The sequence below is a fragment of the Gracilibacillus salinarum genome (assembly GCF_022919575.1).
Lineage (GTDB): Bacteria > Bacillota > Bacilli > Bacillales > Amphibacillaceae > Gracilibacillus > Gracilibacillus salinarum.
This window is the reverse complement of sequence record NZ_CP095071.1, coordinates 3,699,233-3,724,098: the sequence shown is the minus strand read 5'-3', so window position 1 is coordinate 3,724,098 and position 24,866 is coordinate 3,699,233. Positions and strand designations below refer to the sequence as shown.

Annotated in this window: 19 protein-coding genes; 9 read left to right on the top strand and 10 right to left on the bottom strand. The window is 39.7% G+C overall.

Annotated features, from left to right (window positions below):
• Nucleotides 1-102: 102 nt before the first annotated feature.
• The 6 genes from MUN87_RS17470 to MUN87_RS17445 form a co-directional block, all read right to left on the bottom strand.
• The gene (locus tag MUN87_RS17470) at nt 103-1,761 is read right to left on the bottom strand and encodes a PucR family transcriptional regulator (protein ID WP_244742231.1); all 1,659 of its coding nucleotides are present in this window, start codon (nt 1,759-1,761) and stop codon (nt 103-105) included.
• Nucleotides 1,762-1,926: 165 nt separating this feature from the next.
• Nucleotides 1,927-2,136: a hypothetical protein gene (locus MUN87_RS17465; RefSeq protein ID WP_244742230.1), complete on the bottom strand. Its 210-nt coding sequence runs from the start codon at nt 2,134-2,136 to the stop codon at nt 1,927-1,929.
• A gap of 21 nt (nt 2,137-2,157) precedes the next feature.
• Nucleotides 2,158-3,579, bottom strand: a complete 1,422-nt coding sequence (gene hydA / locus MUN87_RS17460; RefSeq protein ID WP_244742227.1) for a dihydropyrimidinase — start codon at nt 3,577-3,579, stop codon at nt 2,158-2,160.
• A 30-nt stretch (nt 3,580-3,609) separates the two neighbouring features.
• A complete protein-coding gene (gene preA, locus MUN87_RS17455; RefSeq protein WP_244742225.1) occupies nt 3,610-4,893 on the bottom strand; it encodes an NAD-dependent dihydropyrimidine dehydrogenase subunit PreA in 1,284 nt (427 codons plus the stop codon).
• Between the two features lie 22 nt (nt 4,894-4,915).
• Nucleotides 4,916-6,268, bottom strand: coding sequence for an NAD(P)-dependent oxidoreductase (locus MUN87_RS17450; RefSeq protein ID WP_244742222.1), 1,353 nt, complete (start codon nt 6,266-6,268; stop codon nt 4,916-4,918).
• A gap of 30 nt (nt 6,269-6,298) precedes the next feature.
• The gene (locus MUN87_RS17445; protein ID WP_244742220.1) at nt 6,299-7,189 is read right to left on the bottom strand and encodes a nitrilase-related carbon-nitrogen hydrolase; all 891 of its coding nucleotides are present in this window, start codon (nt 7,187-7,189) and stop codon (nt 6,299-6,301) included.
• A gap of 519 nt (nt 7,190-7,708) precedes the next feature.
• Here MUN87_RS17445 and MUN87_RS17440 point away from each other — a divergent pair.
• The 4 genes from MUN87_RS17440 to MUN87_RS17425 all read left to right on the top strand — a co-directional run bounded on the left by MUN87_RS17440 (nt 7,709) and on the right by MUN87_RS17425 (nt 12,075).
• Nucleotides 7,709-8,830 (top strand): amino acid ABC transporter substrate-binding protein, encoded by a 1,122-nt coding sequence (locus tag MUN87_RS17440; RefSeq protein WP_244742217.1) that lies wholly within the window; start codon nt 7,709-7,711, stop codon nt 8,828-8,830.
• 87 nt (nt 8,831-8,917) lie between these two features.
• A complete protein-coding gene (locus tag MUN87_RS17435; protein ID WP_369413955.1) occupies nt 8,918-9,895 on the top strand; it encodes an amino acid ABC transporter permease in 978 nt (325 codons plus the stop codon).
• Nucleotides 9,896-10,104: 209 nt separating this feature from the next.
• The gene (locus MUN87_RS17430; RefSeq protein ID WP_244748000.1) at nt 10,105-11,295 is read left to right on the top strand and encodes an amino acid ABC transporter permease; all 1,191 of its coding nucleotides are present in this window, start codon (nt 10,105-10,107) and stop codon (nt 11,293-11,295) included.
• An 18-nt stretch (nt 11,296-11,313) separates the two neighbouring features.
• Nucleotides 11,314-12,075 (top strand): amino acid ABC transporter ATP-binding protein, encoded by a 762-nt coding sequence (locus MUN87_RS17425; RefSeq protein ID WP_244742215.1) that lies wholly within the window; start codon nt 11,314-11,316, stop codon nt 12,073-12,075.
• A gap of 239 nt (nt 12,076-12,314) precedes the next feature.
• Here the strand turns inward: MUN87_RS17425 and MUN87_RS17420 are convergent, their stop codons facing one another.
• Nucleotides 12,315-12,695 carry a CotD family spore coat protein gene (locus tag MUN87_RS17420; RefSeq protein ID WP_244742212.1) on the bottom strand — a complete coding sequence of 127 codons (381 nt, stop codon included), beginning with the start codon at nt 12,693-12,695 and terminating at the stop codon, nt 12,315-12,317.
• A 210-nt stretch (nt 12,696-12,905) separates the two neighbouring features.
• On the opposite strand from MUN87_RS17420, the gene MUN87_RS17415 reads away from it, so the two are divergent.
• The 3 genes from MUN87_RS17415 to MUN87_RS17405 all read left to right on the top strand — a co-directional run bounded on the left by MUN87_RS17415 (nt 12,906) and on the right by MUN87_RS17405 (nt 15,568).
• Nucleotides 12,906-13,217, top strand: coding sequence for a pyridoxamine 5'-phosphate oxidase family protein (locus MUN87_RS17415; RefSeq protein ID WP_244742211.1), 312 nt, complete (start codon nt 12,906-12,908; stop codon nt 13,215-13,217).
• A gap of 45 nt (nt 13,218-13,262) precedes the next feature.
• Nucleotides 13,263-13,562 (top strand): pyridoxine 5'-phosphate oxidase C-terminal domain-containing protein, encoded by a 300-nt coding sequence (locus MUN87_RS17410; protein ID WP_244742208.1) that lies wholly within the window; start codon nt 13,263-13,265, stop codon nt 13,560-13,562.
• Between the two features lie 1,094 nt (nt 13,563-14,656).
• Nucleotides 14,657-15,568, top strand: coding sequence for a class I SAM-dependent methyltransferase (locus tag MUN87_RS17405; RefSeq protein ID WP_244742206.1), 912 nt, complete (start codon nt 14,657-14,659; stop codon nt 15,566-15,568).
• 201 nt (nt 15,569-15,769) lie between these two features.
• On the opposite strand, the gene MUN87_RS17400 is transcribed toward MUN87_RS17405, so the two are convergent.
• Nucleotides 15,770-18,514, bottom strand: a complete 2,745-nt coding sequence (locus MUN87_RS17400; protein WP_244742203.1) for a GTPase domain-containing protein — start codon at nt 18,512-18,514, stop codon at nt 15,770-15,772.
• A 369-nt stretch (nt 18,515-18,883) separates the two neighbouring features.
• Between MUN87_RS17400 and MUN87_RS17395 the strand changes: the two genes are divergently transcribed.
• On the top strand, nt 18,884-20,377 hold the full coding sequence (locus MUN87_RS17395) for a peptide MFS transporter (RefSeq protein WP_244742202.1): 1,494 nt from the start codon (nt 18,884-18,886) through the stop codon (nt 20,375-20,377).
• Between the two features lie 677 nt (nt 20,378-21,054).
• On the top strand, nt 21,055-22,236 hold the full coding sequence (locus MUN87_RS17390; RefSeq protein ID WP_244742199.1) for a cytochrome P450 family protein: 1,182 nt from the start codon (nt 21,055-21,057) through the stop codon (nt 22,234-22,236).
• Nucleotides 22,237-22,304: 68 nt separating this feature from the next.
• On the opposite strand, the gene rlmD is transcribed toward MUN87_RS17390, so the two are convergent.
• The gene (gene rlmD, locus MUN87_RS17385; protein WP_244742197.1) at nt 22,305-23,681 is read right to left on the bottom strand and encodes a 23S rRNA (uracil(1939)-C(5))-methyltransferase RlmD; all 1,377 of its coding nucleotides are present in this window, start codon (nt 23,679-23,681) and stop codon (nt 22,305-22,307) included.
• A gap of 185 nt (nt 23,682-23,866) precedes the next feature.
• Nucleotides 23,867-24,787, bottom strand: coding sequence for a diacylglycerol kinase (locus MUN87_RS17380; RefSeq protein ID WP_244742194.1), 921 nt, complete (start codon nt 24,785-24,787; stop codon nt 23,867-23,869).
• Nucleotides 24,788-24,866 lie beyond the last annotated feature (79 nt).

Below are 24,866 nucleotides of genomic sequence, written 5' to 3'. Positions count from 1 at the left end.
TAGACAATTAGTCAAATCAAACCTAAATACTTTTCACGCTTTTTAAGAGGATTTTGTCGCACAATAATACGACTCTCCAATAAGAGTCGCTATTGTCTTAAACTATGCGTTTCCTTCTTTCACAACTGACTTCAACACCTGTTGTTCATGATTTGGATATTGATATCGGTAGGCATGGATCAAAAATTCAATGGTGGAACGTTTTGCAGGTTCCATGAAATCTGCCCCAAGTAATTCTTTCAACTTACTTAATCTGTGGTATAAGGTTTGTCTTACTACATATAAGCGTTTCGCTGCATCATTCTTCGATCCATTACATTCCAGATATTTTTGTAACGTATAGAGTAAGTCGCTATTATGTGCTTCGTCATAGTCTAAAACCTCGCCTAAGTATTCTTGTATATAGTCTTCCAGGCAGATTGCTTTATTTAAACTGGCCACCAATCGGTAAATGTGTAAATCTTCATAAAATATTTTGTCTTTTATTTTTGCCTGGTTTTGAATAGCAAGTGCCTCCAAAGCCGACTGATAGCTTTCCTGTATCTCGTGAATATCTTCTGTCAGCTTCCCGACACCAAGCCAAGCGTACGGTGTCGTATCTAATTTGTACAGATTCATATTCGCAATATGTCGAATGACTTTTTCCAACCTTAACTTCCAATCACATTGAGTTCGAACGTTTACGAGTACAAACACGAACTGCTTCTGATCGTATAGCGACACCAGAAAAAACCCATATTTCTGAAGAACATTACGAAAAACAGCGATATGATAGGACTGATTATCATCATGCATCAGCGCATGGAGACGGCAAACACAAACAACAGCACCATTTGGATTAATGGTTGCGTCTAATGAACTTAAATATTGGATAATATCTTCTTCTTTATAGCTTCCACTGATCCATTCGTAAATCCATTGCTGTTTTTTCTGTTTCCTTTGTTCTTCTAAATAAAAGGCTCTGATTAAATCCTGAGAAATCGCATTTGCACAACGGTCAAGAACTAATAACTCGTATTCTGTAATGGCCTGATATCTCGTAAAAAAGATAATATCAGCAAATTTGACATCCATTGCTTGAACGGATTGACCAACATAGGATTGATCGGTTGCGATGAATTGTTTATTGCGATTAATAACACGATTTTCCTTATCAGCTTCAATCGTCGCTACTAACTTCTGCTGTTCATTTTTGTTTGGTAATGGGAGAAAGGTAATGTCTTCGGAGTTATGTGGGATATAAATTACTTGTACACGAAGATATTGATGAATAAGCTTCAACACACGATGACATGCATTGGGTAATAGCATAACTTGATTAAGCTTGCTCGAGAAGTCTTCTAAATCAGATAGGATGCGATATTGTGTGTTGACAAGACGTTTATTCATTACTTGAGAAATATCAATAAATCGCACTTCCTGATGGAAAACAATTAAAGGTATCCGATGTTCATTCGCCAATTCTAACATTTCTTGAGGAATCGAATTGGCATACTTAACCAATTCGATGCAGAGAGCAGCAACTCCTGCATCAATTAATTGTTGGAAGTAAGAAACACACGCGCCTTTAAAATCTCGCCATCCAACACCAGTCGATAAAATCAATTCTGACCCGTTTAGCAGATTATCAATGTTCGTCACTTCCATAATGTGCACCCAGCGGACAATGTTATCTAATCCTTTATCACCGGCAACCAATTCTGCTTGTTCAAAACATGCATCCTCTAAGACCTCTCTTACCGTTAACTTGATTGCAGACATATTACTTCTCCTCCTCAGAATTCAGCTATTCTACTGATCAAACGGAGATGCTCTAGGAAGTCTATTGGCATATTGATCTCTCACCGATAACGTAACATTTTTTTCCACCTTTGACATGCACTCTGTGAATAAATCTGTCTATTATTTTGCAATTACGCTTCTGCGTTAACGTGATATATTTTGATGCAGCATGACATTAGAAAGGTATTTACGGGTATCTGCTATATTTACTTGAATACTTTCAATAACTGCTTCTTTTTGCAAAAATACGATAGCGCCGTCTAGATTATCTTGAAGACCAATGATGCTATAGCCTTTCATCAATAAATCATCAATACCTCTTCGCTCTTCCACATACAAATTAAATGCTGACAAGCCATCACTTCCTTTATCATGCTATTTCAAGGCAATTCTATCTGCTTGATTAACCAATCTCTCACCATACCGCGCTCGTTTAATGTACTGACCAGCACCTAATGTACCGACAAATTGCTGATCCTTAATGACAAATTCGCCTCTCGACAGTACAGTTACAGGTTCACCTGTGACCTGCATCCCTTCGAAAGCACTGTAATCTACCGCCATATGGTGGGTATCCACTGAAATAGTTCGCTCTTTAACTGGATCAAACAATACAATATCCGCATCTGATCCAACAGCAATCGTTCCTTTTTTCGGATACATCCCAAATAGCTTAGCTGATCTGGTCGAAATCATATCGACAAATTGATTAATACTAATTCGTCCCTTCTTCACACCTTCTGAAAATAATATACTAAAACGATCTTCTATCATCGGTCCGCCGTTGGGAATTTTAGAGAAATCGCCTTCTCCTAACGTTTTCTGACCATCAAAATCAAATGAGCATTGATCCGATCCAATCGTTTGCAGACTGCCATTCTTCAGCGCACTCCATAATTTGTCTTGATTCCACTTTTCCCGCAATGGAGGTGACCAAACGTATTTAGCACCTTCAAAATCTGGTAAGTCTAACTTATCCTGATCCAGTACTAAATATTGCGGGCATGTTTCCCCCCATACGTCATAGCCTTTCTCCCGAGCTTCTTTAATTTTGCTGGCACTTTCTTCACAAGAAACATGAACAACATATAACTGGGAACCTGCTAATCCAGTTAGTTCTGCTGCTCTCGCTGTTGCTTCTCCCTCAGCTTCCGGCGGTCGTGTCAGGGCATGATAGATCGGCGCTGTGTTACCAGCTGACAATGCTTCATTCACTAAGTAGTCAATCACATCTCCGTTCTCTGCATGGACCATGACAAGTGCTCCTAGCTCTTTCGCCGTCTGTAACGTCTGAAAAAGGGTACCATCATCTGCTTGAAAAACATCTTTATATGCCATAAAAACTTTAAAAGAAGTAATCCCTTCTTCCTTTAAAATAACCGGTAATTCCTTCATGACTTCGTCGTTTATTTCGCCAATCATTAAGTGAAAGCTGTAATCGATCACAGCTTTATCTTTTGATTTGGCATGCCATTCCCGAATAGGATTTTGAAGGGATTCACCTTTTCGGGTAATACAAAAATCGATCAACGTTGTCGTACCTCCAAACGCTGCAGCGATCGTTCCCGTTTCAAAATCATCCTTACTGACTGTACCACCAAAAGGCATCTCTAAATGTGTGTGTGGATCTACACCGCCCGGCATGACATAATATCCTTCCGCATCAATAATTTCTGCATTGTCATATGTTAAATTTGTTCCAATTAAAGCGACCTGTTCACCCTCTATTAATATATCTGCCTTATACATATCAGATGCTGTAACAATAGTTCCATTCTTAATCAATTTCAACCCCATTCGGGCACCTCCTATTATGATTACCGATTATTACTTCCCCACATCTGCTAAACGATTTCCCATCCCTGTGATAGCTTGGCGCTGATTCCAGGTCATTGCAGAGAATTCGCTCCCCACTTCGACCATATCGATCGCACCATCAACCGGACAAACAATCGAACATAAATTACAACCTACACAATCTTCTTCTCTCACCTCAAGATATGGAATACCCTGATCATTTTTCAACATATCAATGCACTGATGTGATGTGTCTTCACAAGCAATATGGCACTTATTACAATTAATACAGACATCATTATTAATCTTCGCAACAACCTTATAATTTAAATCCAAATCACCCCAATCTGCATATTTCGGAACGGTTTTTCCGACGATGTCCATGACAGAATCAATACCTTTGGCATCTAAATAATTATCTAATCCCTCTATCATATCCTCCACGATCCGAAAACCGTGATGCATCCCAGCCGTACATACTTGTACACTGGTTGAACCCATTAACATAAACTCAACAGCGTCTTTCCAGTTTGATACACCACCGATACCAGATATCGGAATATCTATTGCTGGGTTACGGGCACAATCTCCCACCATATGAAGCGCAATAGGTTTTACCGCCGGCCCACAGTACCCGCCGTGGGCGCCTTTATGCCCTACATGCGGAATTGTGTCCCACGTATCGATGTCAACTCCTGCTAAACTATTAATCGTATTAATCATGCTGATAGAATCTGCCCCACCTTTAACCGCAGCCTTCGCAGTAAAAGTGATATCCGTTATGTTCGGCGTCAACTTTACAATAACCGGTTTAGATGCTACTTCCTTTGTCCAATAGGTTTGTTTTTCAACAAGTTCCGGAACCTGACCAGAAGCCGAACCCATTCCTCTTTCTGCCATACCATGGGGACAGCCGAAATTTAATTCATAGCCATCTACACCTGTATCCTCCACGCGTTTGATAATTTCATGCCACTTTTCTCTTTCTGGTTCAACCATTAAAGATGCGATAATGGCATGATTTGGGTATTTCTTTTTTGTTTCATAGATTTCCTGTAAATTCTCTTCTAAGGAACGATCGGTAATTAACTCAATATTATTAAAACCGACCACACGTTGATTATTGTAATGAAGCGCTGCAAAACGGGATGAAACATTTAATACCGGTTCACCAAGCGTCTTCCACACAGCTCCTCCCCATCCTGCCTCAAATGCACGCTGGACTTGATAACCCGAATTGGTAGGAGGACCTGACGCTAACCAGAATGGATTCGGTGATTGGATACCAGCTATATCAATGCTTAAGTCTGCCATCTTATTACCCCCTTTATGTTTGTTATGACGCAGTTTCTTTTGCACCGAATAAGTCCTGATGTAACGAATAAGCGACTTTCTTTCCTTGTTCAGCAGCTGTAACAACCATCGCCTCACCGTTCCCTTCTTGAAAGATACTGTCGCCGCATGCATAAATCATAGGTTCTGAGGTCTGATAAGTAGCAGGATCAACTTGCGGCACCCCATTGATATGCTTCAGTGAGAAATCATCCATTAGCGTTACATGTCTCGTTTGTCCAATTGCTTTAATAATAAAATCAGCATCCATCCTAAACAATGAATCAGGTACAGGTACAGGACGGCGTCTTCCATCCGCTCCAGCTTCTGCCAACCTCATTTTCATGCATTCTAACCCTTTCACCTTCCCTGATGAATCTAGAATCAGCTTTGTCGGTTGCGTTAACCAGCGAAACTCCACACCATCTTGCTTGGCCAAATCATACTCAAAATCATACGCCGTCATCTCCTGACGAGTCCTGCGATATAACATTTTGACATTGCTGGCACCTAAGCGAACCGAACAAGTCGCTGCATCAATCGCCGTATTACCTGCACCTATGACGACTACTTTCTTCCCTATCATGTCTTTCGGTAAAGGGGTCGATTTCGTACGCTTAACGAATTCAATTGCATCAAGAATTTCTGCTTCTGCCTCCATTCCCAGTTCAGGTACAGTTGCCATACCGACAGCTAAGATGACACGATCAAAATTCTCCTTGATGCTGCTGATCGATATATCTGTACCAACTCTAGTATTGGTTCTGATTTCCACCTCCAAATTCTCCACTTGCTTCACTTCCCAAAAAGCGATCTCCTGGGGCAGACGAAAGGATACAATGCCGTAATGATTTAGTCCTCCCGCATGCTCTTCCGCCTCAAAAATAGTGACATAGTAACCTAGCAATGCAAGCTCTCGAGCTGCCGAAAGTCCAGCAGGTCCGGAGCCGATGATCGCAATTTTCTTACCATTTTTCTTACCTGCTTTAAATAGAACTTGTTCATTTTTTATTGCCCAATTTGTAGCATATCGTTGCAGGTCGCCGATTTTAATAGGCTTTGAAGCATCATTTAACACACAGGCACCTTCACATAACTCCTCTGTTGGACAAACTCTTGCACAGCTTGCCCCAACCGGATTAGACTGCATGATGGTCTTGGCAGAGCCTCTCAAATTTCCACTGGTTATTTTCTTAATAAAAGATGGTATATCAATACTGGTAGGACATGCGATTGTACATGGTGCATCATAGCAATATAAACAGCGATTGGATTCATCGATTGCTTCTTTAGCGGTTAAATCGGGGTGAATTTCATCAAAATTTTCTTTCAGCTGCATCGCTACAGTTTTTATCATGAATGTACCCTCCATTTCTTTTGAATGAAACTACGGTAACAAGGCACTCATCTCATCATACGTTTCCGGACGACGGTCACGGTAAAACTGCCAGGTGTCTCTCACTTCACGAATTAATTTCTTGTCCATATCAGCAATAATAATTTCATCTTGATCTCTACTGCCTGTCTCCACAAAGTTTCCACGCGGGTCTACTAAATAGCTCTGACCATAGAACTCGCCCATATTCCATGGTGCTTCATTACCTACCCGATTAATTGCAGCTACATAATATCCATTAGCAACAGCGTGTGCGGGTTGTTCCAGCTTCCATAAATATTCCGACAATCCTGCGACCGTTGCCGAAGGATTAAAGACAATTTCCGCTCCATTTAACCCTAGCAATCTAGCACCTTCGGGAAAATGACGATCATAACAAATATAGACGCCAATCTTTGCGTAGGCTGTATCAAATACAGGGTAACCTAAGTTTCCTGGTTTAAAATAAAACTTCTCCCAAAATCCGCAACCTTCTTTTTCTACACCAACGTGTGGAATATGCTGCTTACGGTATTTGCCTAAGTAGCTGCCATCCGCATCGATCACAGCCGCGGTATTATAATAAGTAGAGATTCCGACTTTTTCATAGATTGGTAACACGATGACGACTTCAAGCTCTCTCGCCAATTCCTGAAATAATCGCGTAGTAGGACCTTCCGGGATTTCCTCTGCGGCATCATACCATTTCGGATTTTGTTCCGTACAAAAATACGGACCATAAAATATTTCCTGTAAACAAATAATTTGCGCCCCTTTCTCATGGGCTTCACGAACCATATTGATATGCTTCTGAATCGCTGCTTCTTTATGACGTTCTACCGGTTCCGCTCCATTGATATCATTTTTCGCCTGAATTAACCCTATCGTTACTTTATCTGACATTTGTTATCCTCCCTTTACTGCCAATCCAGTATTATTCTGCCTAATCGATAATGACTGATGATTTGTTGATACGTTTCATTATAAAACAGGGCCTATTCGATTGATTTACACAAACTGTCAAAGAAAAATAACCTACTTCCATTCATTTTGTTAAACACTTCCGTAAGACATTCTTACAAACATTTTGCACACATCGCAGAATAATGCTCGTAACTGGCGGGATCGAGGGTTTAACACCAGTTCCATCCTTCGATAAAGTGAGATTTGAATCAGTGGGGGAATTAAAGACGGTTAGCGCCGTGATAAATGCTATATTACCTAACAACAAATACATCTATCCCTAAAATTATAGTTACATTTTCTTACAGGTTGCATGTAAGATGTCCATCATTCTAGGTAGAATTAATAACAGAACAAGCATCTCTTACCATCTTTTGTTAATTGGCAACAAGTATTATTCTTCTGAGTTCTATTTTTTTGACATAGAGCTAAAAAAAATGAGGGGGTTTTCACTTGCTTATGAAGAGAAAGTCATATTCATTGTTATTTGTAAGTCTACTACTTAGCCTTGTTTTTCTATTTGCAGGCTGTACATCTGATGACGCAAGTACAGAAGGGGATACGGAAGCTACCGATGATACCAATACAGAAGATACTAGCGGAGAAGGCGGTGAAGCAGCCGGGTCTGCCAGTTCAACATTAGCAGCCGTAAAAGAACGAGGACATCTTGTTTTAGGAGGTAACAACCAGCTTCCTGGTTTTGGTTATCTAGATGATGATGGCGAAATAAAAGGCTTTGATGTTGATTTTGGAAAAGCCATTGCGGCCGCTATCTTTGATGACCCTGAAGCTATCGAAGTGAGACCACTATCAGCTGATGAGCGTTTTACCGCACTGCAAACAGGAGAAATTGATGTTCTTATCCGAAATACGACCTGGACGACTACAAGAGATACCGACTTAGGTACGCACTTTGGACCGACAACCTTCTATGATGGGCAAGGGATGATGGTTCGTGCCGACAGTGGTATTACTAGTTTAGAAGATTTAGCCGGTGCTCGTATTGGTGTGGAGACAGGAACCACCACCGAATTAAACCTGGCTGACCAATTCCGTAAACTTGGAATTGAATATGAACAAGTAACGTTTGATGACAGTGATGCCCTCGTTGCTGCTTATGAAGAAGGAAGTGTAGATGCCTGGACAACAGATAAATCCGGTCTGGTTTCACGGATGGCGACATTAAGTGATCCCGAAGCGCACGTTATCTTAGAAGAATCGTTATCGAAGGAACCACTTGGACCAACTGTAAGACAAGGAGATGACCAATGGTTCAACATCGTTAAATGGGTAACATTCGCTACATTCGAAGCAGAAGAATTAGGAATCACTTCTGAGAATGTTGACGATTATCTGGAAAGCGAAGATCCGGTGATCAGACGTTTATTAGGAGTTGAAGGAGAATTAGGTGCCATGATGGGCTTACCGAATGACTTTGCCTACAGAGTAATCAAGCACGTTGGAAATTATGGTGAAATCTATGATCGCCACCTTGGTCCAGACACCATCTTCAAATTAGAAAGAGGACAAAATGAAAATTGGACGAATGGTGGACTATTATATTCACCTCCATTCCGTTAATTACTTGGATGACCTGTTCTGCTTTATCCGGAACAGGTCATTCATCCATATTAAGCAAAACATCTATCTTATTGGAGGTGATCGAACTTGGCAAAATCGCAATCGAATATGTCCACACCTTTCTGGAGGGATAACCGAATCACACCAATACTGCTTCAGGTCTTGTTCATCGCAGTCATCGTCGGCATTGCTTCTTATCTAATTCACAATGCTGTACAAGAACTGCAAGCGTTAGGAATTAACCTTGGATTCGGTTTTTTACAGAAAATGGCCTCCTTTAATATCGGAGAGTCCATGATTGAATATCAATCAACCGATACCTATGTAAAAGCAATCTTAGTAGGAATATTAAATACGATAAAAGTATCCGTAATCGGGATAATTTTCGCTACGATTATTGGTGTCGTTGTAGGAATCAGCCGATTATCCAGTAACTGGTTAGTCCAGAAAATGGCAACCGTCTATATTGAGATTTTTCGTAATACACCTTTACTCGTTCAAATATTGATCTGGTATTTTGCGGTCTTCCTTGCCTTACCTGGGGTGAAAGAAAGCATAGAGCTTGGCCCTGTATTCCTTAGTAACCGTGGAGCTGCCATTCCGTGGTTTCAAACGAATGCCAGCAGCTTGCTATGGCTTATCACATTTATCCTAGCCGTAGTACTTGCTATTGTAATATGGAGAGTAAAAAGTAGTAAACAGATTCAGTCAGGAAAGAAAGGTTTTCCGTTACTTTGGGGCTTGCTCGCCTTTATTGCTCCACTCTTCGTTGCACTAGTTATCACACAGCAGGCGCCAGTGACGATTGACGTTCCAGTACTAGGTAACTTTAATTTTGAAGGTGGCTATATTGTATCTGAGAATTTTCTAGCTATTTTTCTCGCTTTAACGATTTACACAGCGACATACATTGCAGAAATCGTCCGCGGTGGTATTCAATCCGTCTCAAAAGGGCAACGGGAGGCAGCAAGAGCACTTGGATTAAAGAATTCAACAGCAATGCGTTTTGTTGTATTCCCACAAGCGATTCGTACCATTATCCCCCAGTCACCAGTCAATATTTGAACCTGACAAAAAACTCAAGTCTGGCAGTAGCGGCGGGCTATCCAGATTTAGTCTATGTGGCAGAAACTATCAACAACCAGACTGGGCGGGCGATACAGTCGATATTAATTATGATTATGGTTTATTTAATTCTTAGTATCTTTACTTCTGTTTTTATGAATATCTTTAATAGCAAAATGCAAATTGTGGAGAGGTGATCGTTGTTGGAGATGAATACCGATGTCAAAGCAGAACTGGCGCCCACCTCGCCCAAAACACACAGTATTGGTGGATGGCTCAAGAATAATCTTTTCAATACTTGGTACAACAGTATTTTAACGTTGCTATGTCTCATGGTCATCTATTACGTTGCAACGGGGGTTACCACATGGCTGCTAACCGGAGCAGAATGGGCGATTGTAACAGATAATTTCAAATTATTTATGGTTGGTCAATACCCAATCGAACAACTCTATCGCATATGGCTGTGTCTCCTCTTTGTTGCTATTCTATTCGGAGTATCGGCTGGTATTTGGAAAGGAACCTTCTTACATTTGGCAAGTGTCTTGACGCTGATTATGTTCCTTCATACGTTGGCACCGTTTATTTCCGGCACGTCAAAATTGTGGCTGGCAGGATCTATCGCCGCTTTAGTCGTTGGATATTTCGTCGGCCAGAAGCTTCCAAAGCCAAAAATGATCACTCTAATCGGATGGTTCATTTCATTTCCTATTATTATCTTCTTAGTCAACGGGTTCAGCCTGCTACCTAAAGTAGCGACAAATGTTTGGGGCGGCTTACTGTTAACCTTGGTCCTTTCCATTGTAGCGATTGTCGGATCCGTGCCAATCGGTATATTACTCGCTTTAGGCAGAACGAGCAAACTGCCTCTGATCAAAGGATTTTGCGTTATCTATATTGAAACAATCAGAGGCGTGCCTTTAATTACAATATTCTTTATGTCGATTTTTATGTTTCCGTTATTTTTACCAGAAGGAATCAGCATTAATAATGTTATCAGTGCGATGATCGGTGCTACATTATTCACGGCTGCCTATATGGCTGAAAATGTTCGTGGCGGTCTGCAGTCGATTCCAAATGGCCAACGGGAAGCCGCCAAAGCATTAGGATTAAATCCAATAAAATCAATGTTTTTCATTATTATGCCGCAAGCACTGCGAGCTGTCATTCCAGCGATTGTCGGCCAAAGCATCTCGATGTTCAAAGATACGTCCCTAGTCACCATTGTCGGTTTAATGGACCTCTTAGGTATCGCTCAATCCGTGAAATCAAACCCTGATTATCTCGGAAGTATTATGGAAGTATATCTATTTGTAGCGATCGTATATTGGGTCATTGCTTTCTCGATGTCCTACAGCAGTCGCAGATTAGAAAAATCACTCGGTGTTGGTGAACGGTAAAAAGAAAGGAGTATGATTATGTTGGAACAAACAGCACAAGCAACGGAGAAAGATTTTATTATCGCGTGTAACAATGTCAATAAATGGTTCGGCAATCTTCATGTCTTAAAAGACGTCAATTTAAACGTAAAAAAAGGAGAAGTGCTCGTTATTCTTGGCCCTTCAGGATCTGGCAAATCGACTTTCATCAGAACGATCAACGGTTTAGAAGAAGTACAGCAAGGTGACATAACGATAGATGGAATCAACCTGTCCCATGACGTGAAAGATATTGAACGGATAAGAAAAGAAACCGGAATGGTATTTCAGCAATTTAATCTGTTCCCACATATGACAATCTTAAAAAATATCACCCTCGCTCCCATCTGGATTCGAAAAAAACCGAAGGCAAAAGCAGAACAGCTGGCATTAGATTTATTGGAACGCGTTGGCATACCAGAACAAGCGCATAAATACCCCGGACAGCTATCCGGAGGTCAGCAGCAACGTGTTGCTATAGCAAGAGCACTTGCCATGGAACCAGAAATTATGCTGTTTGACGAACCCACCTCTGCACTCGACCCTGAAATGATCAAAGAAGTGCTCGACGTTATGAAAGAACTGGCCAGATCGGGAATGACGATGCTCTGCGTCACACACGAAATGGGCTTCGCACGCGAAGTAGCCGATCGCATTGTACTGTTCGATCAAGGCGAAATCGTCGAATCCGGCTCACCAGAAGAATTGTTCGATAATCCAAAAAATGATCGGACAAAGCTGTTTTTATCGCAAATACTTTAGGAAGAAAAATGACTGATGGTATGCCATTAGTCATTTTTGCTTGATGAAGAATTACGTTTATAGACATTAAAGAATTATCAGCAAGAACACCACAATTGATTTGTGTTTAGTTAAGTATAAGTCAGTTAACATAAGCCATATTATCAGAACTCACTTTCATGTTCAGCATGATTTCTTCTATGACTGCGCTTATATACATTCTTTGCAAAAAAAAGCACCTGCAAGAGGTGCTTTTTTTGTTAAATCCAGCTCCAGCCATCGTTACGATGACATTTCTTTTTACTGCGTCCGCGGCCGCCATTGTTATTCCCATTACCATTGCCATTATTTGTGCTAGCAGGGCTAACACGTTGACAGTTTGGTGAATTCATATCACTACCACAATCATATTGTTCTACTACTGTCTCATTCACATCAGAATTCATAACTGGATAATAATTTTCACTTCTTACAACATTTCTATTTACGTTTACTACTTCAGTTGGATAAACATTTCTGACAACACTGCGGTTCGTTGAAACATTCCTAACTCGTTGAGTCGGGTGTACAATCGTTTCCTCTTGAGCCGGAGAAACTCGATTGTTTCTTCCGTTATTTCGAGAATTATTACAGCATCCCATAAGTTCTCCCCCCTTTTTAACCAACTACTATACAGTATGTTGTTAACAAGAGTTTGTCCTAGTCAAATATATCAAACCTAGCAAAAATGTGTTTTCATACTAAGACAAGTAGCTTGATTTTCGTAAAAAAATCAAATATAAATTGAAATTATTTAATATTGTCCGTTATCTTTAAATAAGAAAAGACTATTTTTAAAGGTGGTATTGATTATGAAACAAACAAAAAAGATATTAAGAGATTTAAAATCATTAACCGGTCCTTTTCCAGAGTTTCATACAGAAGATATACCAGAATCCCCTTCAGATTTATTCACAAATTGGTTGATCACCGCGATCGAGAAAGGAGTTCATGAACCTCATGCGATGACATTGTCTACTGTTGACGAGAAAGGAGCACCTGATGCCAGAATATTGATTTTAAAAGATGTAGCCAATAATAAATGGTATTTTGCATCGTCAACGATCAGCAAAAAAGGGGAGCAACTGAGAATAAACCCAAAAGTAGCCTTAACATTTTATTGATCGGAAATCGGCAGACAAATTCGGATACGTGGTGCAGCATCAGAAATGTCTGCAGTAGCAAGTGCAAAAGATTTCCTGCAAAGATCGAGTGAGGCAAGGGCGCTAGCTTTGATTGGACATCAGAGTAAGGAAATGAAGCAAAGCCAGATGTTAGATGATGCTTTATTAAAAACAAAAGAACTGATAAGAGAAGCTCCCGATACCCTGAGCGCTTATTGGAAGTTGTACGAAGTCACTGCGGACGAAGTTGAATTCTGGCAAGGGAATCCTGAGAGAAAACACACCAGGGTTCAGTATCAGCGTAATGATGATGGGCATTGGAGACACCGTTTTTTGTGGCCGTGAAATAATTCTGATTAGTTACTACACTCTTTATCAAACAGACCTGTTAAACTATCAGATTTGATGTTCTACAAGTCAATTTCTCACTTTAACAAAGGCGCAAGCGCCCGTTTATAGACGTAGCGAGTGGAGCGAATCAACTGAGATAAAGGAATCACGGTGAGCTTGCGAATCGATGATGACTTATCGTAGGGCGATTTCGCGAAGTCGCATAGTCTCTGGGCGCTAGAGCCGGACGTGGCCGTTTCTGTCAGCGAACATCATATAGCCCAAAATTTATACTTTCTTGACTTATAAGAAATACCGGGCATAATCTATCCGGTCCTAATTGACTTAATCAATAAACAACTTCCTATAATATGGATTATGTAAACTGGATCTTTCTTACATGGAGTTAATTATGATAGTTTTCGTCTGCTTAACAAAGCTCCGGAAATAGGCTCCGCGTCCTGTGGGCACGGCTTCAGCTAATTTATGAAAGAAAATTCTTTTCTTTCATAAATGGATCTTCAGCTCGCGCTGATTCCACGGGAGTCTCCGCCTATTTCCTACGCTTAATGGAAGTTCTACAACATTTGAAACAGCTAAAAGCAGTGATTCTAGGCATTATGTTATTCACTCCATTCCTGTTATATATACAGTGATCAATATGCTATCTCTTACAAAAGTTGTAGAGTCCACATTCTAGCGTAGGCCAACCACGTAGACTCCCGCGGGATTGGCAGGTGCTGAAGATCCACTTTGTGAAGCGCCCTTCTTCACAAAGTTAGCTTCAGCCGTGCCCCGCAGGACGCGAAGTGGTTGGACGGAGCGGTATGCCAGCACTTGAAACATTTCAAAATCACCGTATTGCTAAGGCCGTTTGTTAACATAATCCATATTTCAGGAACTCAACTTCAAACTCTATATGATTACTGCTGTGACTGTACTTATATGCTTTCTTTACTCGCAAAATAAACCATTCACTCATTACAGCAAATGGTTTATATTTGACAAAAAAAGTTATTTGTGCTATAATTTACAATTAAATTCTTTTGTCGTATAATAAGATTCTCCTGGCCAGGGGAATCTTTTTTTGTCATTTAGGAGGAACAAATATGAAAAAAAATGAATCAAGTTTAACTTCTTTAATTTCTGCCTTTGGGCGAGCCTGCCACAGTAAATATGACACACCTAAGATTTTTGATGATTTTATTGCAAAAGATTTAATAACAGCAGAGGAATTTACTGATATACGCGAAAATATGATAAACGGCATCTCATTTTTCAATCAAGAAATCGGAAAGAAATTTCAGGATAATCCAGATGAAATATTAAAATGGATTACCCAAATACAACTATCCCCTACTCCTTTAGCTCGCAGTGCCTATTGTGAAAATATACTATTAAATGAAATAACACTTGGTGTAAGTCAATATGTCATTCTGGGGGCTGGACTAGATACCTTCTGCTTTCGACACCCCGCATTAGCTGACAGCTTAGATATCGTCGAAGTTGATTATCCAGCTACACAAGAATTTAAAAAGGAAAGGTTAGCGAAGGCTCATTATCAAATTCCAGATAACCTTCATTTCGTATCAATGGATTTCACCAAAGAATTTAGTAATCTTATTGAAGACAATTTAGCCCCGAGCAAAAAGACTTTCTTCAGCCTTTTGGGTGTTACGTACTATTTATCTAAAGAGGATATTGCCAACCTGATTCATAAATTACTTGCCAAAGTTCCTTCAGGTAGTTCTATCGTATTTGATTATGCTGACGACAATTTATTTAAAGAGAAAGGTTTGTCTAACCGAGTTCAGAATATGGTTCAGATGGCTTCAGCAAGCGGTGAACCCATGAAATCTTGTTTTGCTTTTAGTGAAATGGAGAAGATGTTAGAAAGCGCTGGTTTACTGATTTATGAACATTTATCACCTGCTGCAATTCAAGAGAAATTCTTTCATAACCGAACAGATTATTTATCTGCATTCGAAACCATTCACTACATCCATGCTGTGAAAATTTAATATTGATAAACAGTTTAATTTTGTTTAGTACGGATTGAATCACCACTTAGTAGCTAGACATAATCCATATTATATACTTTCAATTTTCATCATCAAATGGTTTACAATAAGATTGCTTTGCTACAAGAAAAAACGACTCTGAATTCGCAAATTGAATTCAGAGTCGCATCAACCTAGTTACCTTACCCCATATCGATCAGATCAATGATTCTCATAAATCCGTTGATCTGCAGCAGTCATCCATTCATATTGACGAAGTTTCATTTCGAACAAGGTGATTGGATTAAGGTATAGCTCAGGTCTCTCCCGCATTTCGCCTAGAGAGCTTTTATTTTCTTCTATTTCATTATAAGTTTCTGATAAGGTTTCATTTAATTCTTTATACGAATCCGTAAAGAACATGTTAATGTCACGCTCGAGTGACTTTCCAAATATCTCGAATTGCTGAAGAAACTCATCAATAATACCTTCGACCGTTTTGCTGTAGTCTTTTCCTTCAACAAACTGTTTATATTTGTGATGGATGGCTTCTTTATTTTTAGCTAATGCTCCGACAAGCTTACCTGCACTCTTCCACAAAAATGGTGAAATGTTGAGGTTTGTGATGAAAGTTGCATTAGTCAGCTGGATGTTTTTCCTTGTCATCCGATCGATGTCGCGATGCCAATCATCGAGCACCCTGCTGTCGCATTCGAAATATATCTTCTCTTCACCGAATAATTCATTGAAACTTTCACTCATTTCACTCAGATACGTCCGGCTTTCATCAAGTTCCCTCTCGCTATCTGTGATCCAATCCTGAAGCTCTCTATATAAATCTGGTAAAACCTCGTCATCTATATATTGATTAATTCGTTTATTGATTGTGTCATTGAGCTCGGTATGAATGCTTCCAAGGTCACTGTCATCCTTAATTACCTCAGCACTTTGCTGAATCAATACTGGCAGCTCCTTGGTCAAATCCTGTCTCCATTTCTGAATAATGGTATTATACGAAGATTTAATGCTCTGCACCGAATTATCTTCGATATCAGCCAGCTGATTTTTAGTGCCTTTCAATTTCGTAACCTTTTCTTCATTCCATGTGATATTATCCATCAATGAATTCTCTACTTCTTCTCGTTTGACAAGTAAGAATTCAATCGATCTCTTAATATAATAGAGAATCTTAGCAGTCCGTTCCTCTTCCAGTCTATGGTCATTCTTTATCGAACTTACAAATGCAGAAAATTCGTCCACTTGTGTTTTTCTATGATCATTTGCTGAGAAAATGAACGTTCTCGCATTTGGAAAATATGCTTGAATTCTGGCAATGATTTTCTCAGTCCGCTCTACCGCTTCTTCACTATTAGGATTTCGTTCCATTTCGCATAATAGAAAATGAATAGGCATGTCAGGTACCTGATCTTTTATTTTCACTGCTTTATTAAGCTCATGACCGGTAAGATTCGAGTCCCCATTTAATACAAACAGCAGACCATCTGCTACATGTAAATAATGATTACTTTTACTTCTGAATATATCTGAATCAGTAAGCCTTGGTGCATCAATCAGAGTCAGTCTGTTTTCATTTAAGAAGGATACAGGTATTTCGCATGAAATAAAGGCTTCCGGATTATTTGTCGCTTCTTTAAATTCATGATGTTCCGCTATATTTGTTTCCTCGTCATGCGTAATGGCATGAATCTTGGCAGTGTCCGCATCTTTGTAAAGCACAGTAGCGTTAGTGGCGTCGTCTGACAGGTCATCGTTCAGCACTGTATTCACAAATGATGACTGTCCGCTCACCTCTGTTCCTGTAAGCATTAAATGGTATTGATTAACATTGGTTAATTCGTCCACCATCCACTTATAACGTTTGTCCAATACCATTCCTTCATTCACTGACCATTTGATAATGGAATCAAAAAGCTTCACGCTATCGTGAATAGCATTTGGATAACGAGCAGACTGGCTTAACAGGCTCTCCGCATGATCAACAGCAGCAGCTTCGATATCAGCTGGATAAATTTCACTCCACGCTAATACAGCAGAAGCAGCTAACGCGGCATCTGAAGCCGTAGATACTTTCATCCAATTCATTAAATGACTCGGAATTAAATAAGAGAATTCATTTATTAAATAATTGCCATTCGTTAATTCGAAATAGGTCACCTTAAACTGATTAGAAAGCTTATTCCATACATAAGAATGTTCTGGATCAGCGCTTAGCAGAATATTGTTGATCTCTTCCAGCCATGCGAAATAGAAATCCTGTTGTTTATAGCTATTCCAAAGTGCCAGGGAAAGACTTTCAAAATGAACTTGATCAAGTGTATATAAAAGACCTAACACGTCACTAAAATCACTTGGATTCATATTTACCGTATGACCTTGATCAACATATGCTTCTAAAACAGCAAACCATGATAACGATTCTGTTCGCTTCGCTTCATTAATAGCAAGTGCAACTGCATTATCCCAATCTTGTTGTTCTTCGAAGAATAGTCGCGCCATTTCGGTTACATCAGGATAGTCCGGATTTAGATCTACTGCTTGTTTTATAGTAGCAACAGCCTTTGCACAGTTGTCGAGCTGTATGTAGAGTGAGAATAATTGCAGCAGTACCTCTGTCTGTAACACCTCAGAATCTGTTTCCACTGCATTATAGATGTCCTCTGAAATCGCTAGTAAATTCATTTTTGCATGAGCATCCGCTATATTCTTCTGAGCCCATGGCTTTAATTCGTTTGATACATTTTCCCATTTAAAAACGGCAGCCTCAAAATCTTGGTAGAGATAATACACCTCTCCCTGAGCAAAACGTATATACGATACATCAGGCATTTCGCTTTGTTGCTCTGCTATATATAGTTCACTCAAAACTTTGATTGGCTCCACGTTCTGAATACCTTCAGTAAATGTATGATAATAGGATTTACTAATTAGTTGTTCTTCCATTGTCATCCTGTTCCTCCCTATTACCTAATTTTTAGTATAAAATTTAGCAAAATTAAAATGATGTCTCTTAACATTCTAACAAACATAAACTATTACAATGTTTCATTCTTCTATCAATTAGAATACAATTCTGTATCACTCCTAGAATGATAAATGATATACCCATATAATGAAAGAATCTCGCTTTCATGTGTTGCAGCAATGCATGAGATTCTTTAATCATGTATACGGAAGACAAGAGCTGTGATAATTATTCATGGTTCCCGCCCTCTTTTTATTTAATAATTATAATTGCCTAAGTTTTCTAAAAATTCAGTTTTTTGACAACTCTGAACGTTTGATTATATGATATTAAAGAACAGAGGAGGTTGTAAGGTGTCAGACTTAAATAAACAGAAAATTGTGGAAAGTGTACCCCAAAAAGGTTTCTTTGGGCATCCTAAAGGATTATTCACTCTTTTCTTCACAGAATTCTGGGAAAGATTTTCTTACTATGGAATGCGAGCGATTCTCGTATACTATATGTACTATGAAGTATCAAAAGGCGGTTTAGGAATAGATGAAAATACTGCCTTAGCTATTATGTCTATTTATGGTTCACTCGTATATATGTCGGGTATTATAGGTGGCTGGCTTGCAGACCGGATATTTGGTACATCCCGGGCTGTTTTTTATGGTGGAATACTAATTATGTTCGGTCATATTGCATTAGCTATCCCTGGAAGTATATCGATGTTCTTTGTTTCCATGGTCTTAATTGTCATTGGTACAGGTTTACTCAAGCCAAACGTTTCAAGCGTTGTTGGGGACATATACCATGAAGGTGATAATCGCCGTGATGCTGGTTTCAGTATCTTTTATATGGGGATTAACTTCGGGGGACTTATCGCGCCACTAGTTGTTGGGGAAGTCGGAATGAAGCATGACTTTCACCTTGGCTTTAGTATAGCAGCAGTTGGTATGTTCTTTGGGCTGTTAGTATTTATGTTTACAAAAAAGAAAAATCTTGGATTAGCGGGAACCATTCCTCCAAATCCATTATCAGAATCGGAAAAGAAAACAGTATTTTCAAGATTTGGCTTAAGTGCCGTCGTTTTAGCTATCATTATTGCTATCACTATCTCAATGGGCATTCTTACTATTGAGACATTTGTTGGTCTTGTTGGTATTTTGGGGATTCTAATCCCAACGATTTATTTCGTTGTAATGTACCGCAGTCCAAAAACAACGGTAACAGAGCGTTCCAGAATTATTGCTTATATTCCGTTATTTATTGCATCAGTGATGTTCTGGGCTATCCAGGAACAAGGTTCAACCATCCTGGCTCACTATGCAGATAATCGTACGAATCTGGAATTCTTAGGATTCACTATTTCTCCAGCGTGGTTTCAATCATTGAACCCATTATTTATTATTTTATTAGCACCAATATTTGCTGGACTTTGGGTAAAACTTGGGGATCGTCAGCCAAGTATTCCAAAAAAATTCTCACTTGGTTTGCTGTTTGCCGGTTTATCCTTTATGGTCATCCTGATTCCGGGAACCTTAAGTGGGGAAGATGCATTAGTTAGTCCAATATGGCTTGTTCTAAGTTATTTCGTTGTCGTGCTTGGTGAGCTTTGCTTATCACCTGTAGGTCTATCAGCTACAACAAAATTAGCACCTACCGCGTTCTCAGCTCAGACGATGAGCTTATGGTTCCTGTCCAATGCAGCAGCGCAAGCTATTAACGCACAAATTGTAAGATTCTATACACCTGAAACAGAGACACTTTATTTCGGTGCAATCGGTGGAATCGCCATTCTTCTTGCGATTATCCTATTCATTATGTCACCGAAGATTCAGGGCTATATGAAAGGTGTACGCTAAGTGTATAAATGCTGAATATCGTTAGTAAAAATCCATCTAGTTGCAGACTAGGTGGTTTTTTTTATCAGACAAGAAAGTATAAAAGTGCAGTCACAGCAGTAATCATTTCGATCAGGAAGTTGAGTTCCTATAATATGGATTATGTAAACTGGATCTTTCTTACATGGAGTTAATTATGATAGTTTTCGTCTGCTTAACAAAGCTCCGGAAATAGGCTCCGCTTATGGGAAGTGTACAACGTATGGAACAGCTAAAAGCAGTGGTTCTAGGCATTATGTTATTTATTCTTTTGCTGTTATGTTTACAGCGGTCAATATGCTAGCTCTTACAAAAGTTGTAGAGTCCCTATCCTAGCGAAGGCCAACCACGTAGACTCCCGCGGGATTGGCAGGCGCTGAGGTGGTTGGACGGAACGGTATCATACCACACGTAATATTTCAAAATCACCTCTAAGCTGTTAGTTTACATAATCCATATTATAGGAAATCGTATATTACTTAAATCAATTAGGGCCTGGTGAGTTATGCCCGGTTTTTCTTAATTATTGAAGAAGTAATTAATGTCATAAACAATACTAGAATTATTGGTTTCTTGTATGAACTGTTCTATAATGAAAGTAAATTATGGAAATGATGATTACCCATCAGATTCTTTTATCTAAAAAGGAGACTGCCTAAATGGAATCGATTAAACTTTTTTCAAAGGAATTTCATCAAAACCCTTATGATCACTACAAGAACATTCGCCCCCATCACCCTTTCGCAAAAGTCAATTTAGTGAATGAGAACTTTCATTCTTGGATGGCTTTTTCTTACGAAGCCGCTACAGCTGTTCTGAAAGATGAAAGATTTATTAAAGACATCCGAAACGTTTTTCCAGATGCGTATTCAGATGATACTATGCCTCCTATCGCACAAAGCATGCTCTTTGTCGATCCTCCTGATCACCGTCGGCTGCGGCAATTAGTTCAGCGTGGTTTTACACCTAAGCATATTGCTAGATTAAGAGGAAGAGTAGAAGAAATAGCAAGGGAAGAATCCTCCAAAATGAGAAGTAAAAAGCAAGTAGATTTCATTCAATCCTATGCCTTCCCGATCCCGATTCGAGTGATCTGTGAATTATTAGGAGTCCCTGCAGAAGATCAGCGTGATTTCCAACGTTGGTCAAATGTAATGGTGGACGTGAATGAGCATGACAAATATGAGCAATCAACTGCTGAATTTATGGATTATTTAGCTCGTTTATTTGAACTGAAGCGACAATCACCTCAAGAGGATTTATTATCTGAATTAATTCATGTAGAAGAAGAGGAAGGAAAATTGACGACAAACGAATTATTTGGAGTTGTGATGCTGCTGATTGTTGCTGGTCATGAAACAACAGTTAATCTTATTTCAAATGGCCTGCTGGCACTGCTTACCCATCCAGAACAGTTTACCTTACTAAAAGAGGATTATTCACTAATACCTCAGGCTATAGAAGAACTATTGCGATATAATGGCCCTGTTGAATTCAGTACCGATCGTTGGGCACGAGAGTCCTTCCAATTCATGGGACAGCAAGTGAACAAAGGGGATCATGTGATTGTATCACTCGCTTCTGCTGATCACGATCAACACATGGTGGATGCACCTGATACGCTTGATATAACCAGAGAAAAAAGTTCTCACTTAGCATTTGGCAAGGGGATCCACTACTGTTTGGGAGCTCCGTTAGCACGACTTGAAGCTGACATTGCTTTTCGTGTTTTACTGGAAGACTATCCGAATATATCTCTTGCAGCGGACTTGTCAGAATTAGAATGGCGGCAGAGTTATATTATTCGGGGGTTGAAGGAGTTGCCAGTGAGGTTGGGGTGAGAAGATTTTATGAGATGTAAAAAAATGAGTGAGCTGCATATATCAGTCACTCATTTTTTTATCAGTTATTATTTCAAATCAATCTGCGCGACACACTCCACATGTGTCGTCTGCGGGAACATATCCACAGGCTGTACTTCCTTCGTCTCATATCCGCCATCCTCGAGCACACGTAAATCACGTGCTAATGTGGAAGGATTACAGGATACATATACGATCCGTTTCGGCTTCATTGCAAGCATCGCTTCTAACAATGCCTGATCACAGCCTTTCCGCGGGGGATCTACTACAATAACGTCTGGCTTCAGGCCTTGTGCCTGCCACCATGGCATTACTTTTTCTGCTTGGCCTACAAAGAATTCTGCATTATCGATATGATTTAACTTGGCATTGTCTTTGGCATCACTGATTGCTTCTGGAACGACTTCGACACCATAGACTTTCTTCGCCTGTTTGGCCAAGAACAAGGAAATCGTACCGATACCACAATACGCGTCAATCACTGTCTCATGCCCTTTTAAATCAGCATATGCCAACGCTTTGTCATAGAGCTTCTTTGTTTGTGTCGGGTTGACTTGATAAAACGATTTGGCCGAAATAGCAAAACGAATGTCGCCAATCTCATCATAAATATACTCGTCTCCCCAGAGTACTTTCGTTTTCTTTCCGAGAATAACATTCGTGCGGTCCGGGTTGATGTTCTGTACAATGGATTTAATATGTGGGTAGTTTTTCGTTAATTCATCAATTAGCGTATCAAGTCCCTTCACTTTTTCTGTACGTGTTACTAAAACCACCATTGTTTGCTTGGTCTCCTGGCCGGAACGAACCATGATATGGCGAAGCACACCTCTATTTTTCTCTTCGTCATATGCCGGGATACCGAGACGATCTGCAATCGAACGGACCGCTTCTACCATCCTGTCATTAACTTCATCGGTAATGATACAGCGATCCATGTCATCAATAATGTCATGGCTTCTTTTACGGTAAAATCCAGTAATTAACTCGCCATTCTTGCTGCCTACCGGAATCTGGACTTTATTACGATAACGCCACGGATCTTCCATTCCTACCGTGTCATGGATTGGTATTCCCACAATATGCCCAATCTTCCTCAGCGCGCTTTCCACTTGCTTTCGCTTCATGTCTAGCTGCATCTGGTAGCTCATATGCTGTAATTGGCAGCCACCGCACTTGTAATACACGTTACATGGAGGATCGACACGATCTTCACTCTCATTCGTCACATTTACTAAACGACCGAATCCAAAGTTCTTTTTCACCTTAATAACTTTCACTTCTGCTGTTTCACCCGGCAGACCGTACGGGACAAACAATGGATAGCCATTTATTTTTCCTACACCATCGCCTTCATGGGTAATATCTTCAAAATGTAATTCAATTGTTTGATTTTTCTTTACTGGTGGGGCAAGCTTTGCCATTATATCTACGTCCTTCTTTCGCTAAATATCTAGTTTGAATAAGTCGATTTACTTGTTATGCTGTCCAAATTTTATCACAGCAGACGACATTTAGGAAATCCATTGTCTAATTTCATCATTTCCTGGGAAATATCGTATATTTATGATGGAAAAAGGTACACTCTGTGACAGAATGTACCTTTATTCTACGATTCGATTTTATCTTGTTTTTCGATAAAGTCCTTTGAAACAAGAAATTCAATATGCTGATACAGGTTTTCGAATTCACCAGGTAACAGTCCACCATATTCGCCGTCAATATTCAACTGCATTTTTTCTTCTGTGTGTACCTTGATCCGATTCGCTTTCGTATAAAAGACATGCTTGTCGTCTAAATGCGCACCCCTAGTCGCCAGACTTGCAATGCGGACAAACTCAGCCAGGTTGGTTTTTCGAAGGATCACTAAATCAAAATAACCGTCATCCATCTTCGCATCTGGTGCTAATTTTTCAAAACCACCGACTGAATTACTATTGGACACAAGAAAGAGCATAATTTCATCATCAAACCATTTACCATCGTATTCTATTTGTACTTTGGTTGGTTTTAAAGCAGGCAATAAGAGTTCAATCCCTTTCAAGTAATAGGCAAGCTGTCCAAGCATTGTTTTTAATTTACTTGGGACATCGTATGTTAATTCTGTTAACTTACCAGCACCAGCGATATTCATAAAATAATGATCATTCACTTTTCCGATATCCAATTTGCGGGTTCGATTTTCCAGAATTACATCTACAGCCTTTAGGATTTCACGGGGAATACTTAATGCACGGGCAAAATCATTGGTTGTCCCAACTGGAATAATTGCTAATTTTGGTCTATTCTCCTGTTCTGCCATTCCTTGAATTACTTCATTGATGGTACCGTCTCCACCCGCAGCAACAATCAAGTCAAATTGGCGTTCTACTGCTTTTCTTGCAGCACTTATCGCATCACCTTCACATGTTGTCGAATGGGCTGATGTCTCATATCCTGCTTCTTCAAATCTGCGCAAAACCTCTGGTAGTTCTTTTTTGAACGCTTCGCGGCCAGAAGTTGGATTATAGATAATGCGTGCTCGTTTCATAGTCATTCTCCTCATCACGTAAACCTTCTATCCTACATCATAATTGTTTTGGCTAAATTTGCAAATAAAAACACCTCAA